This window comes from Aquirufa regiilacus (assembly GCF_032470275.1).
GTDB classification, from domain to species: domain Bacteria; phylum Bacteroidota; class Bacteroidia; order Cytophagales; family Spirosomataceae; genus Aquirufa; species Aquirufa regiilacus.
The window spans coordinates 298,446-312,860 of record NZ_JAVNWW010000001.1; the positions used below are offsets into that span (position 1 = coordinate 298,446).

A 14,415-nucleotide genomic window follows, 5' to 3' on the forward strand; every position below is an offset into this window, starting at 1 on the left:
GGAAGACGAGAGGTATCGCGTCTCTACAAAATTCCCAGCTTCCACCGTCCAATGTCCAACGTCTGCCCTATAATTTCCAATAAATCTTCTTGCTATCCAGAAAGCTAGCAACCTTGATCACGATCGCCAAGGCCACAAAGGCATTAATAACTTGTGCCCAATCGGATGGAATTTGACTTAATTTTGCCGCGAAGCCAACAAAAACGTAGGTTGTTTTGGTTAACCACTGCGGTACCAGCGTTTCGAAAAAGAGGTAAATAAAAATAGAGTTATTGCCCATCGAATTTAGATAAGCGGGTAATTGGAAACGTGGTTTGTCATCATGAATCCAATTGGCATAGAATAAAGCCATCATGAGGGTAACCCAACCGGCAGATGCGACGGTAAATGATAGTGTAGCTGTTCGCTTGATGATGGGCAAACCGGCTAAATCAAGGCCGTAGCCCACAATAATACCTAATAAACCTAGGCCGATTAATGTTCTTAAGACAGTCCGAGGAGGTGAAGTACGATGAATCAATCGGCCTATTAATGCGCCCCAAATCGTATGTGCGGCTGTTGGGATGGCGTTCATCGCTATCCAATGCCCCGAACTAAGTTTTCCCATGAATAACATGTCGATGTAGGAACCGAAATTTTTATCTGGCGTATAAGCCTGATCGTACCCGGGAATATCTGTAAATACGTACAAAGAATGCGATAGAAGTAATAAAAATAAAGAAGCGGCTAATTGCAGGGGTATGGAAAAACGTAATAATGCAAAGGTAATGAGGGTTGTGAATGCGAGTTGGCACAATACATTCCACAACTCAAACACCATTTCTCCGCGGTGCACGCAAATTAAAATAATGCCGAAGAAAAGTAAAAGGAATGAACGTTTCAGTACTTTGGGCCACAATTCCGCATAGCTTGCCCCCTCATCGATGCGTTTGTAGGTTGAAAAATAAAGGGCAGAGCCGGCAATCATCATAAAACCCGGTTGGAATAAATCTAGAAAATGTAAACCTTCCCAACTCGCGTGAAAGAATTGTTGGACCACAAAGGAATGGGGAAACAAATCTTGTAGTTTGCTGTAAACTCCAGCGCTTTCGGCGGCAAGCAATACGAGGATGAAACCTCTGAAATAGTCGATTGCGGGGAAGCGTTTTTTGATCATGGGTTTAGCTTATGACGTTCAAAGGTAAACTATTTTTTTAAATTCAATTTTGTACTTTTGTTTACGAACAAAAAATTATGATTGTATCTACTCCGGGTCGGATTTGCTTGTTTGGTGAACATCAAGATTATTTGGGTTTACCGGTCATTGCGGCTGCGATATCAAAACGTATTCAATTAAAGGGTGCATTTCGCCCCGATCGAATCGTTCATTTTGATTTGCCCGACATTCAAAAGACAGAATCTTTTTCGCTGGAGTTTCCTTTGGAGTACACCCAAGAGCGTGATTATTTTAAAAGCGTATTGAATGTACTTTCGAGAAAAGGGCACGTTTTTGAAAAGGGATTGGAGATTGAGGTACGCGGAAATATCCCCATTAATTCGGGGACATCCAGCTCTTCTGCTTTGCTTGTTTCGTGGGTGGAATTGCTCAACGAAATGTATCAGCTCGGTTATTCCCAAAAAGAAGTAGGAGAAATTACCTACGAAGCTGAGGTATTGGAGTTTACCGAGCCAGGTGGGATGATGGACCAATATTCGACGGCGGTGGGGAATGTGATTTATTTGGCGAGCCAACCGGCGATCTCGATTACGACATACCAACAAGCTTTAGGAACATTTGTATTAGGAGATTCAGGCGAGCCAAAGGATACCTTAGGTATATTATCCCGCGTTAAATTCGGTACGTTGGGCGGGATTCAAAAGATTAAAGCGATTGATCCTGGTTTTGATTTGGCAACAACTACGCAAGCAGTTTGTGAACAATACCGAAATCTGTTGACTGAAGACGAATGGGTGTTGTTGACGGCAAATTTATCGGATCGTGATATTCTCCTAGCTGCGAAGAAAATGTTTGAAGGGGAGGAGCCTTGGGATGATCATCGTTTGGGGGTCTTATTAACTGATCATCAGAAAAATCTGCGGGAATACAAGCAGATCTCCACGCCGAAAATTGATCGCATGATTGATGCGGCATTAGGTGCGGGAGCTTTGGGGGCTAAAATTAATGGATCGGGTGGCGGCGGTTGTATGTTTGCTTATGCGCCCAACAATCCAGAAGCCGTCGTTGCAGCGATTGAACAGGCCGGCGGGAAGGCTTACATCATCCGTGTGGATGTGGGAACACAAGAAGAAAAAGCAAGTTTATTTTATTAAGATATGAAAAAGAGATTATTGATTTTAGCAGGCGGAATGGCCTCGCGTATGAAGAAAGCGATGTCAGATGGAGCGAGCGATCTAGATCCTAATTTAGTTGCTCAGGCTAACTCGGTGACAAAGGGGATGATTCAGGTGGGGAAGAATGGGAAGACCTTGATTGACTACCAATTATACAATGCGCATTTAGCGGGTATTGAAGAAGTGATGTTGTTATTGCATCCAACAGATACCGTTTCACAGGAATATTGTGAAAGTCTGATGGCTAAAGATGCTTGTTGGGGTATGAAGATTGTTTTCGCGCGCCAACAAATCGCTGCGGATCGCGAAAAGCCAGCTGGCACAGCGGATGCGGTTTATCAGGCCTTGATGCAACATGCGGATTGGCAAACAGGACGCGTGATCGTATGTAATTCGGACAATTTGTACAGCGTAAATGCTTTGAAAACGCTTTGGAATTCGGCTGAGCCAAATGCCTTGATTTCATATCACCGGGATAGTTTGTTGTATCCAGCGGAACGTATTTCGGCATTCGCCTTGATCCGTACGGATGAGCAGGGGTATTTATTGGAGATTATTGAGAAGCCGACGGCCGAGCAGGCGGCAGAATTGATGGCCAAGATTGGTCGTTTGGGCGTGAGCATGAACGTTTTTGTATTTGAAGCGTCGGCATTCTTGCCTTATTTAGCAAAGACGCCGTTTCATGCGGTGCGTAATGAAAAAGAATTGCCAACATCCGTTGTGATGTTTGGTGAGGGAGAGGGCAGAGGTTTCTATGCGATACCTTTGGCAGAAAACGTGCCGGATTTGACTTCCAAGGAGGATATCATGGTCATGCAACAGTATTTAGAAGAGACCTACGGGGATTTTTAATATTTTCCCCTTTGGCAATCCTTACAGGTTTGCCAAAGTTTGAGGCGCTTTTGCGCCGATTCCCCAGACTTTAGTCTGGGGTTATTAATTTTTAGCCCCAGGTTTTAACCTGGGGTTTCTTTTTTTGTTATCTAGGAATTATTTGTACTTTGGTGCAAAACCTATTTAAAAAGATGTCCATTGCAATCGTAATCCTGTGTATCGGCCTATTGGTCTTTCTCATTACCTATCTAAAAGTAAATTCATTCATAGCCTTTTTATTGGTGAGTTTGTTGAGCGGTATACTATTAGGATTGCCCTTGCCCGATTTGGCGAAATCCATACAGAAAGGTTTAGGTGATACGCTCGGTTCTTTGGTAACCATTATCGTTCTAGGTGCGATGTTGGGGAAATTGGTCGCGGCGAGTGGGGCGGCCCAACAAATTTCAAGTTCCCTGATTAAACTTTTCGGAGAGAAGCATATTAGTTGGGGCTTGATGGTCACCGGTTTCGTCATTGGGATTCCTTTATTCTATAATGTAGGATTCGTATTAATGATTCCATTGATCTTTGCACTCGTTCAACGCTACAAATTAAATCCCTTGATGGCGGGAGTCCCGATGATGGCATCGTTGTCGGTGGCCCATGGATACCTTCCTCCGCATCCTTCCCCGGCGGCATTGGTTGCTCAATTTGGGGCCAACATGGGTTTGACCTTGACTTATGGGATACTTGTTTCTATTCCGGCCATTATTTTGGCGGGACCTATCTTTGCCAAAACTTTGGTTCACATACATCCGAAGGCTCCCAAGTCGTTCAGTACACAGGAAATCGGGGAGGACGCTTTGCCAAGCAAGGCAGCTAGTTTTTTAACGGCTTTGCTTCCCGTATTCCTATTAGTATGTACGACAGCTTTTGATATCCAATTAGGAAAGGATTCGCCGGCTTCCCCCATCTTACATTTAATTGCTGACCCTGCGATGGTGATGTTGATTGCGATTTGTTTTGCAACCTATACATTAGGTATTCGAATGGGCAAATCCATGGAATTCATCATGAGCGTATATGCAGATGCGGTGAAGGATGTGGCGATGATTTTATTAATCATTGCAGGAGCTGGCACATTCAAGGAAGTTTTGTTGGCCTCCGGAGTGAGTAAAGAAATTGCGGGCTATTTGGGTACTTTGCCTATTCCTCCTTTAGTTTTAGGTTGGTTAATGGCAGCCATCATACGCGTATGCATTGGATCAGCAACCATCGCAGGATTGACGGCGGCAGGTATGATTTTACCTTTAGTTGTCGCAGGAGGTGTGAATCCTAATCTGATGGTCTTAAGTATAGGCGCGGGGAGTTTGATGTTTTCCCATGTGAATGATACGGGTTTTTGGATGTTTAAGGAGTATTTCAATTTATCTGTGAAGGAAACTATTCGCTCATGGTCTTTGATGGAAACGATCGTTTCCATTGTGGGGCTTTTAGGAGTTCTATTAATTAATGAAATAATTTAATTCCTGGACTTGCCAGATGGGCAAATATGAAAGAAATGCAAATTTCTTTTTTAGGCATTCGCCGATTATACACTGATTTTTATCAGGATTGCATGTTTTTGCAAAATTTTCTTTGGCCTTTATCGGAAAATTCCTAATTTGCCCAACTAAATGTTTTATTTTTTCATTAATTAAACTAATCAACATGAAAAAACTCTTACTCATTTGGGTTTTAACGATGACTGTTTTCAGTTCATTATTAGCTCAAACAAGACAAGTAACTGGAAAGGTTACTGCTTCAGAGGATGGTTCTGCTCTTCCGGGAGTTAGTGTCAGCCTAAAAGGTACCTCTCGTGGTACAACAACAGGTGCAGATGGTACTTACAAGATTTCTGTAAGTGATGGTACTGCGCTTGTATTCAGCTTTGTTGGGTATAAGCAACAAACTGTTTCTGTGGGTAGCCAATCGGTTATCAATATCTCTTTAGCTTCAGATGCGTCTGAATTAAATGAAGTTGTTGTAACTGCCCTTGGTTTAACACGTACGAAAAACTCTTTACCATATGCTGCACAGCAAATTAAAGGTGATGAGTTGACACGTGTTCGTTCAGGTAACGCATTCTCACAATTATCAGGTAAAGTTTCTGGTGTTCAAATTACTCAAGGTAACGCAATCGGTGGATCAACAAACGTTGTTATCCGTGGTTCGAAGTCTTTGACTGGTAATAACCAAGCTTTATTCGTTGTGGATGGTGTGCCTATCGATAACTCGGTAACAAACTCTTCAAACCAACGTACGGGTCGTGGAGGTTATGACTATGGTAATGCTGCTGCGGATATTAACCCAGACGATATCGAGTCAATGACTGTATTGAAAGGAGCTGCGGCGACTGCACTTTACGGTTCACGTGCTTCAAACGGTGTGATCATGATCACAACGAAAAAAGCAAAACGTGGTTTAGGTTTGACGATCAACACAGGTCTTTCTGTAGGTACGGTTGACAAAACGACTTTCCCTAAATACCAAAACCAATATGGTGCTGGTTATTCAGATCCTTACCAAAAAGACGGTTTCTTCTATTTTGATGCAAACGGTGACGGTCAAGATGATTTAGTTGTTCCAACTTCAGAAGATGCTTCTTACGGAACGAAGTTTAATCCTTCGTTAATGGTTTACCACTGGGATGCATTTGATCCAGCGGGTCCAAACTTCCAAAAGGCTAAGCCATGGGTTGCTGCTCAAAATACGCCAATCAAGTTTTATGAGACGGCTATTTCGAACAATACAAACATCTCTTTAGATGGTGCAACAGATAAAGGAACGATCAAATTCGGTTATACACGTAATGAAGATCGCGGAACATTGCCTAATTCAAAGGTGACTAAGAACATCATGAATTTGGGTGGTACATACAATGTTACTTCTAAATTGACAGCTTCTGCGACAGCAAACTTCTCAGTAGTAGAAGGTAAAGGTCGTTACGGTACAGGTTATGATGGATTGAACGTGAACCAAAACTTCCGTCAATGGTATCAAACTAACGTTGACATTTATGAGCAACGTGATGCATATTTCCGTAACAACAAGAACGTTACATGGAACTGGTCAGATCCTTCAACAGCTGCTGGATTGAAGCCTATCTATACAGATAACTACTATTGGACTCGTTACCAAAACTACGAGAACGATACACGTACACGTGTGTTCGGTAATGCAATGTTGAACTACAAGCCAACAGATTACTTGAACGTATTAGGTCGTATCACGATGGATACTTACGATGAGTTCCAAGAGGAGCGTATCGCGGTAGGTTCTACAGATATTCCTGAGTATTCTCGTTATGATCGTCATTTCCAAGAAATCAACTATGATTTAATTGCAAATTTCGACAAGAACGTTATGAAAGATTTGAACGTGAAAGCTTTAGCAGGTCTTAACTTGCGTAAGTCATTGAACCGTTCGATCTATGCAATCACAAATGGTGGTTTGATCGTACCAGGTCTTTATTCAATTGCTAACTCAAAAGGAACTGTTTCAGCTCCATCTGAGACTTACAATCCACGTGAAGTATTTGGTCTATTTGCTGGTGGAACTGTTTCATACAAGGATTTCTTAACGTTGGATGGTACTGTTCGTCAAGATCAATCTTCTACATTGCCTGTTGCTAACAACAAGTATTTGTATTATGCAGGTTCATTGAGCTGGGTATTCTCTCATCACTTACAAGATTTACCTTGGTTAACTTCAGGTAAGTTACGTGCTAACTATGCAACGGTAGGTAATGATGCACCTTGGGGTTCAATCAGCAACGTATATGATCAGCCAGCTCCGTTTGGTTCGACGATCTTGTTCTCTGTTCCAGGAACGCAAAACAATCCAGGTTTGAAGCCAGAGCAAACAATTTCGAAAGAGATTGGTGTTGAAATGGCATTTATGCAAAACCGTTTAGGATTTGATTTGACTTATTACCACACAAATACATTGGATCAAATTATGCCAGCTGCTGTTACTACATCAACAGGTTATAACTCGACATATGTAAATGCAGGTAACATTGAGAATAAAGGTATTGAATTAAGCCTTTATGCTAATCCAATCAAAACGGCTGATTTCTCTTGGAACGTAAACGTGAACTTTACACGTAACCGTAACTTGGTGTTAAGCCTTTACAATGAAAGCCAAAACTTACAGTTAGCTTCATTCCAAGGTGGTGTTACATTGAACGCGACAGTGGGTGAGCCTTACGGTATCTTGAAAGGTAAGACTTGGAAATACTTGAACGGTGAGAAGTTAGTAAAAGCGAATGGACGTTATGATGTAACGACAACGACTACTAACAACATCGGTAATGTTAATCCAAACTGGATCGGTGGTGTGAACAACTCATTCCGTTACAAAGACGTTACATTCAGTTTCTTAATTGATGTGAAGTCAGGTGGTTCAGTATTCTCACTTGATCAATACTACGGTGCTGCAACAGGTGTATTAGAAGAGTCAGCTTTATTGAATGATAAAGGTAATCCTTCTCGTGAAGAGGTAGCAAACGGTGGTGGTATTATCGTTCCAGGTGTTAAAGCTGATGGAACTCCTAATACAACACGTGTTGAGAACTGGTATGGTACATACGGATATGCTTACAACCCACAACATGCATTCGTTTACGATGCAAGTTATGTGAAGTTACGTGAGGCGAATTTGACTTATTCATTACCTCGTTCAATCGTAGCTAAATTAGGTGGCGTTAAAGGCGTAGATTTGTCTGTTTATGGACGTAACTTGTGGATCATTCACAAGAACCTTCCACACTCAGATCCTGAGGAGAATTTATCTGCAGGTAACTTGCAAGGATATCAATCAGGTGCGTATCCAACGACTCGTTCGATTGGTTTCAACGTGAAATTAGTGTTTTAATCATCCTTAATTTTGAATCAGATGAAAAGAATATTTTTAGTATTTGTACCGCTTTTGTTTCTTGCAACGGCTTGTACAGAGGATCTAGCCTCATTAAATGTTGAGACAAAGAAGCCAGCGACTATTCCTGCGCCTACTTTGTTTTCAAGTGCAGTTAAATCTCTTGCGGGGAATTTAGCGACAGCGAGTGTGAACACAAACGTGTTCCGTTTTACGACTAGCCAATGGGCTATGGCGGTTTATCAAGATGAAGCACAGTACGATTTCGCTACACGTGCAATCCCGAACACTTGGTGGTCAGGAATGTACCGTGATGTATTAGCAGATTTACGTGAATCATCTCGTTTGATCAATGCAGATGCAACTTTGTTGCCGAAAGAAAAAGCTAATAAATTAGCTATCTTGGATATCATGGAAGTTTACACGTTCTCTATCCTAGTGAACACGTTTGGTAACATTCCATATACTGAAGCATTGAATTCTGCGAAATTGTTCCCTAAGTATGATGATGCTAAAACTGTTTCAGCAGATTTATTAGCTCGTTTGAACAATGACATTTCTAAGTTAGACGCTTCTGGTGCTGCATTTACAGCATCTGAAGATGTTGTTTACAAAGGATCTGTTGCTAAATGGGCAAAATTTGCAAACACTCTTCGTATGAAGTTAGGTATGGTATTAGCTGACGTTGATGCATCTGCTGCTAAATCTGCAGTTGAAGCTTCTGACGCGGGTGCTATCTCTGCTGCTTCTGACAATGGTTTATTTACATACCTTTCTGCATCTCCAAACCAAAATCCATTACACGTGGATATCGTTTTGGGTGGTCGTCAAGATTACATCGCTGCGAAAGATTTGATGGATAAATTGTTAGGATGGAATGATCCACGTACTGGATCTTACTTCTCAACAAACAACGGAGGTAAATATGCAGGTGGAATCGTAGGAAAGGTAAATACGTATGTTGATTTCTCTCGTGCTGGCGCGAAAGTTATCGCTGCGGATGCTCCTTACGTATTAGCTGATTATGTTGAAACTGAATTCTTGCGCGCTGAAGCAAAAGAAAGAGGATTTAACGTTTCAGGTTCTGCTGAATCGCATTACAACAACGCAATCACTGCTTCAATTTTATATTGGGGTGGAACTGCTGCACAAGCTGCTGAGTATTTAGCTCAAGCAGATGTTGCTTATACAACAGCAGCAGGAGATTGGAAGCAAAAAATTGGTACTCAAAAGTGGATTGCATTATACAATCGTCCTTATGAGACTTGGACTGAGATTCGTCGTCTTGACCAACCAAAAATTGCGACTCCAATCAACGCGAAGTCTGGTTTCCCTACACGTTTAACATATCCTAATACCGAGCAAACATTGAACGGTACTAACTACACAGCTGCAGCTTCTGCAATTGGTGGTGATGTTGTTACAACGAAATTGTTCTGGGATAAGAACTAATCAAGTTTAAATTGATTTTTAAAAGGGCGATCCATTGGATCGCCCTTTTTTATTTGGCTTTTCCGCAAAAAATGCAAATATATTAGAACAATTTATGGTGATTTCATGTTTGAGTCCTATATTTGAGTTCATTCATTAAACTAAACAACATGAAAAAACTAGTACTATCCTGGGTGTTGATGATGGCTGTAGTAAGCACATTGTTCGCCCAAACAAGGCAAGTTACCGGTAAAGTCACTTCATCTGAGGATGGAAGCGGCATGCCGGGCGTTAGTGTCAGTGCGAAAGGTTCTTCGAAAGGAACAAGTACTGCAGCTGACGGAACCTATAAAATCGCAGTTGCAGATGGAGCAAGTCTCGTATTCTCTTTTGTAGGTTTTAATTCTCAAAGTGTATCTGTTGGTTCTAGAGGCGTCATTGACGTTCAATTACAGGCGGATAACCAACAATTATCAGAAGTTGTTGTGGTAGGTTACGGTACGAAAAAGCGCCAGGAGTTTACGGGTGCTGCTTCTACGGTTAAAGCGGCATCAATTGCTGAGCGTCCAGTACAATCATTCTCACAAGGATTAACAGGACAAGCTGCGGGTGTTAACATCACACAACCCAATGGTTTGTTGAATAACCCTCCAGTTATCCGTGTACGTGGTTTGAGTTCATTATCCTTGAGCTCATTCCCTTTGGTTGTTATCGACGGTATACCTATTTCAACGGATAACGTTTCAGCTAACTCGACTACGAATAACCCTTTAGCGGATATTAACCCTTCGGATATTGAGTCAATCGACGTATTGAAGGATGCGGCATCTGCTGCAATTTATGGTTCACGTGCGGGTGCTGGGGTCTTGTTGATCACAACAAAGCGTGGTAAATCAGGAAAAGCTAAAGTTTCGATCGATTCTTGGGCAGGTATTTCGGAGGCAGTTCGTTTACCAGACGTGTTAAATGCACAACAATACATGGATCACAAAAATGGTGCGATTGCGAATGCATTAGCCATGAATCCCAATGCAATTGCAGCCTCTGCTCGTAATGCAGAGAACAAGTCATTCTTGCCTAATTACAATGCGGATGGTTCTTTGATCGATACAGATTGGTACAAAGAAGTATACCAAACAGCTGTTTCTCAGAATCATAACTTGACAATCAACGGCGGTACAGATAAGACAAGCTATTATTTCTCAGCTGGATTTTCTGATCAAGATGGTTTCTTGCGTAGCAATAGCTTCCAACGTCGTTCGGGTCGTTTCAACATGGATCACCAAGCAACGAAATGGTTGAAATTGACAGCTAATTTTAACTACTCAAATACATTCAACAAGGCGCCTATGTCTGGTTCGAATGCGGGTGGAGCATTTAATACATCTGGTTTAGGACGTATTGCGGTTGCTCAAATTCCAAACTTGCCAGCTTACAAGGCAGATGGTTCTTATAACTTAGAGAACAATACAGTTGGTCGTATGAACAACTTATTGCCTGCTCAGTTCCCTAACCCAGTTGTTGTACGTGATTTGGATAAAATTTCATCTGAAAACACACGTTTAATTGCAAATTTAGGTGCTGAGTTCCGTTTAATGGAAGGCTTAACTGCGAAGACTAGCTACTCATGGGATCGCCGTAACACGGAAAATATCCGTTTCTTCAACCCTTACAATGGTGATGGTTGGTCTGCAAGTGGTGACGCATATAACAATACTGCGAAATCAGATAACTGGAACTGGATTAACACATTGCAATACAATGTTACATTGGCTGAGAAGCATAATTTCTCATTAATTGCAGGTTCTGATGTTCAAAAAACACGTGTATTGAACTGGGGAGCGCAGCGTCAAACGCTTGCTGATTTCTTCTTCACAGATTTCCAAGGAAACTATGGGACGAACTTAGCAGCAGGTAATGGTATCTACCAAGTTGCTTATGAGGCTTATTTAGGAAGTTTCTCTTATAATTATGGAGGAAAGTATTTCTTGAGCGCCAACTACCGTCGTGATGGTAACTCTGCATTATCTTCAGAGAACCGTTGGGGTGATTTTGGTGGAGCGTCATTGGGTTGGACAATTTCAGAAGAAGAGTTCTTCAAGAACTTAGACTTAGGAAATAAAGTATCAAATGTACGTTTGAAAGCTTCTTATGGCAAAGTAGGTAACGGTAACGTACCCAATGCATACGGTTCTTATTCAACATTTGCATCAGGACTTTACGGTGCTTCACCAACCTTGTCATTTAACCAAGCAGGTAACAAGGATTTGAAATGGGAGACTTCGGCACAAACCAACGTAGGTTTAGATGTTAGTTTCTTAAACGATCGTATTCAAGTAGAAGCAAACTACTACTACAAGGATATCAACAACTTGATTTTGAACGTTCCTCAAGCACCTTCAAAAGGTATTCCTGGAAACTCAATCCTGGCTAACGTAGGTTCGATGTATAATAAAGGTTATGAATTAGCGGTAACAGCAACTCCAATTAATAACAATGGATTTGTTTGGACGACTAACTTAAACTTTGCAACCAACGAAAACATGGTTACATCATTAGTTGACGCAAACACACCAATCTTGACGGCCACTTCAGGTTTAGAGGTAACTTCAATTACGAAAGTTGGTTATTCAGCTGCACAAATTTACGGTGTAAAGACAGCAGGTGTGAACCCAGAGAATGGTCGTCGTATCTACATCAAACGTGATGGAACAAAAGTACAATACTCTCACTTAGGTGGAGCATTAGCTTGGACGACATTAGATGGTAAGGCTGCAACGTCACCTTCATCTGAGCAACAAATTTTAGGAAATACATTGCCTACTTTCTACGGTGGTTTCAATAACACATTCCGTTACAAAGGATTTGATTTAGGTGTAAATTTTACATTCTCAGGAGGTAACTACATCTACAACGGATCTCAAGCGGGTTTACGTGACCAACGTGTTTGGAATAACTCAGTTGAGGTATTGAACTCTTGGAAGACAGTAGGTCAAGTGACTGAAATTCCAAAGGCTGTTTATGGTGATAACGTATCAAACGGTTCATCTTTCTTAATTGATGCCAATGTTCAAAAAGGAGATTTCGTACGTTTGCAAACAGCAACATTAGGTTATAAAATTCCTACGAACTTAACGTCGATTGGAATCTCAAATATCCGTGTGTATGCACAAGCAAACAACTTATGGTTGTTGACAGCTTATACAGGTGTTGACCCTGAAATTTCTTCAAATGGTGATTCTAACCTTGCTTCAGGTATTGAGCGTAACTCAATTCCTCAAGGTCGTTCATTTACATTTGGTATTAACATAGGTTTGTAATTTTAACAGATAAAGAAAATGAAATTATTCACAAATAAAATGGGAATCTTGTCAATCGCGCTTGCGATGACTGTTTCCTCTTGCAATAAGGAATTCCTTAGTGCAGTTCCGGAATTGGATTTGTCTGATGCAACGGTATTTAATACACCTGCACGTGTCCTTTCCCAAGTTAATGGTTTGTATGGCTCTGCGAAAAACGGTAGCTTATTCGGTGGTCGTTATTTGATTTATAACGATATCCGTGGAGAGGATTGGGTTAACCGTACGACGAACTCTGTTACAGGGTATTCAACGTATCAAGGTAACCAAGATCCTTCAGATTCGTATTTAGCGAATTTCTGGGTACAGGGTTACTTGACGATTAATCGTACAAATTTGTTCTTAGAAGGTTTGGCTGCTAATCCAAATGCAGTTTCTTCTACTTTGGCGGCTAATTACCGTGGAGAAGCGAAGTTTTTGCGTGCATTAACGTACTTCTCTTTGGTTCAATATTTTGCTAAGCCCTATATTTTAGACAAAGGTGCTTCTGCAGGTTTGCCATTACGTTTGAAAGGCTCTGTGTCTTCAGCTGATAATGATATGCCTCGTAGCACAGTTGCTCAAGTTTATGCGCAAGTGTTGTCAGATTTGAACGATGCGGAAAATGAATTGCCAGATTCTTATGGTACAGCTTTGTTAAACACAACGCGTGCACACAAGAACACAGCAATTGCTTTAAAAACGCGTGTGAAGTTGGCCATGGGTGATTACGCAGGTGTTATTGCAGATGCAAATAAAATTGTTTCAGCTACTTCACCTTTTAAATCATCTACGCGTGTAGCTCATGCTTTACAAGCGGATGTATCTGCTGTGTTTAAAGCACCTTACACAACGACTGAGTCGATTTTCTCTTTCCCAATGGATGCAACGAATGCTCCAGGAACGCAAAATCAATTGGGTTACTACTTCAATGCAGGTAACGTTGAATATTACTTAAATACAGGTACAATCGGTATTTACAATAATCCTCAATTTGCTGCAACAGATGATCGTAAAACAAAGTTGACAGTTGCTACAACGGCTGTTGCTAAGTTCCCTTCATCTACGAAGTTTAGTGGTGTATCTCCTTATGTAGATTTTGTACCTAACATTCGTTATGCTGAAGTATTGTTAAACCTTGCTGAAGCTGAGGCGGAAACAGGTAACTTGTCACGTGCAGCTGCTTTATTAAAGGCTGTTCACGGTCGTTCGGATGCTGCTTATGTATTTGCTGCATTAGATACGAAAGCGGATGTGATCAAAGCAATCTTGACAGAACGTCGTATCGAATTCTTAGCGGAAGGTTTCCGTGCGAATGATGTGACGCGTCGTGGTGAGCCGATGGTATCTTTCGGTGCGGGTGCAACGATCCAACCATCTGATCCTCGTTACATCTATGGTATTCCATTAGCTGAGGTTCAAACGAACCCTAGTATTGGGAAATAAATATTAAGCGTATAGAGACTTGATAAGTCTCTCGTCTTATCCATTTAGAGTCCAGGGAGAAATCCCTGGGCTCTTTTTGTTTATTACCTATTTTATCAGTCGTCAGTTTTCAGTGGTCAATAGGCGGTTGACAGTGGTT

8 protein-coding genes are annotated in these 14,415 nt (G+C 41.4%); 7 read left to right on the forward strand and 1 reads right to left on the reverse strand.

Annotated elements, in window-relative coordinates:
- Positions 1 to 67: 67 nt before the first annotated feature.
- The gene (locus PQG45_RS01305) at positions 68 to 1,156 is read right to left on the reverse strand and encodes a DUF5009 domain-containing protein (protein ID WP_315575943.1); all 1,089 of its coding nucleotides are present in this window, start codon (positions 1,154 to 1,156) and stop codon (positions 68 to 70) included.
- 77 nt (positions 1,157 to 1,233) lie between these two features.
- On the opposite strand from PQG45_RS01305, the gene PQG45_RS01310 reads away from it, so the two are divergent.
- The 7 genes from PQG45_RS01310 to PQG45_RS01340 all read left to right on the forward strand — a co-directional run bounded on the left by PQG45_RS01310 (position 1,234) and on the right by PQG45_RS01340 (position 14,276).
- Positions 1,234 to 2,310 carry a mevalonate kinase family protein gene (locus PQG45_RS01310; protein ID WP_315575941.1) on the forward strand — a complete coding sequence of 359 codons (1,077 nt, stop codon included), beginning with the start codon at positions 1,234 to 1,236 and terminating at the stop codon, positions 2,308 to 2,310.
- Between the two features lie 3 nt (positions 2,311 to 2,313).
- On the forward strand, positions 2,314 to 3,183 hold the full coding sequence (locus PQG45_RS01315; RefSeq protein WP_315575939.1) for a sugar phosphate nucleotidyltransferase: 870 nt from the start codon (positions 2,314 to 2,316) through the stop codon (positions 3,181 to 3,183).
- 173 nt (positions 3,184 to 3,356) lie between these two features.
- Positions 3,357 to 4,670 carry a gluconate:H+ symporter gene (locus tag PQG45_RS01320; RefSeq protein ID WP_315575938.1) on the forward strand — a complete coding sequence of 438 codons (1,314 nt, stop codon included), beginning with the start codon at positions 3,357 to 3,359 and terminating at the stop codon, positions 4,668 to 4,670.
- Between the two features lie 184 nt (positions 4,671 to 4,854).
- Positions 4,855 to 8,061, forward strand: a complete 3,207-nt coding sequence (locus PQG45_RS01325) for a SusC/RagA family TonB-linked outer membrane protein (protein WP_315575936.1) — start codon at positions 4,855 to 4,857, stop codon at positions 8,059 to 8,061.
- 21 nt (positions 8,062 to 8,082) lie between these two features.
- The gene (locus PQG45_RS01330; protein WP_315575934.1) at positions 8,083 to 9,513 is read left to right on the forward strand and encodes a SusD/RagB family nutrient-binding outer membrane lipoprotein; all 1,431 of its coding nucleotides are present in this window, start codon (positions 8,083 to 8,085) and stop codon (positions 9,511 to 9,513) included.
- A 149-nt stretch (positions 9,514 to 9,662) separates the two neighbouring features.
- Entirely contained in the window at positions 9,663 to 12,812 is a 3,150-nt protein-coding gene (locus PQG45_RS01335) for a SusC/RagA family TonB-linked outer membrane protein (RefSeq protein WP_315575932.1), read from the forward strand.
- An 18-nt stretch (positions 12,813 to 12,830) separates the two neighbouring features.
- Positions 12,831 to 14,276, forward strand: coding sequence for a RagB/SusD family nutrient uptake outer membrane protein (locus PQG45_RS01340; protein WP_315575931.1), 1,446 nt, complete (start codon positions 12,831 to 12,833; stop codon positions 14,274 to 14,276).
- Positions 14,277 to 14,415 lie beyond the last annotated feature (139 nt).

Excerpts from the sequence above, each read along its gene's own strand:
- PQG45_RS01305 (WP_315575943.1), bottom strand. The coding sequence starts at position 1,156 with ATGATCAAAAAACGCTTCCCCGCAATCGACTATTTCAGAGGTTTCATC.
- PQG45_RS01310 (WP_315575941.1), top strand. The coding sequence starts at position 1,234 with ATGATTGTATCTACTCCGGGTCGGATTTGCTTGTTTGGTGAACATCAA.
- PQG45_RS01315 (WP_315575939.1), top strand. The coding sequence starts at position 2,314 with ATGAAAAAGAGATTATTGATTTTAGCAGGCGGAATGGCCTCGCGTATG.
- PQG45_RS01320 (WP_315575938.1), top strand. The coding sequence starts at position 3,357 with ATGTCCATTGCAATCGTAATCCTGTGTATCGGCCTATTGGTCTTTCTC.
- PQG45_RS01325 (WP_315575936.1), top strand. The coding sequence starts at position 4,855 with ATGAAAAAACTCTTACTCATTTGGGTTTTAACGATGACTGTTTTCAGT.
- PQG45_RS01330 (WP_315575934.1), top strand. The coding sequence starts at position 8,083 with ATGAAAAGAATATTTTTAGTATTTGTACCGCTTTTGTTTCTTGCAACG.
- PQG45_RS01335 (WP_315575932.1), top strand. The coding sequence starts at position 9,663 with ATGAAAAAACTAGTACTATCCTGGGTGTTGATGATGGCTGTAGTAAGC.
- PQG45_RS01340 (WP_315575931.1), top strand. The coding sequence starts at position 12,831 with ATGAAATTATTCACAAATAAAATGGGAATCTTGTCAATCGCGCTTGCG.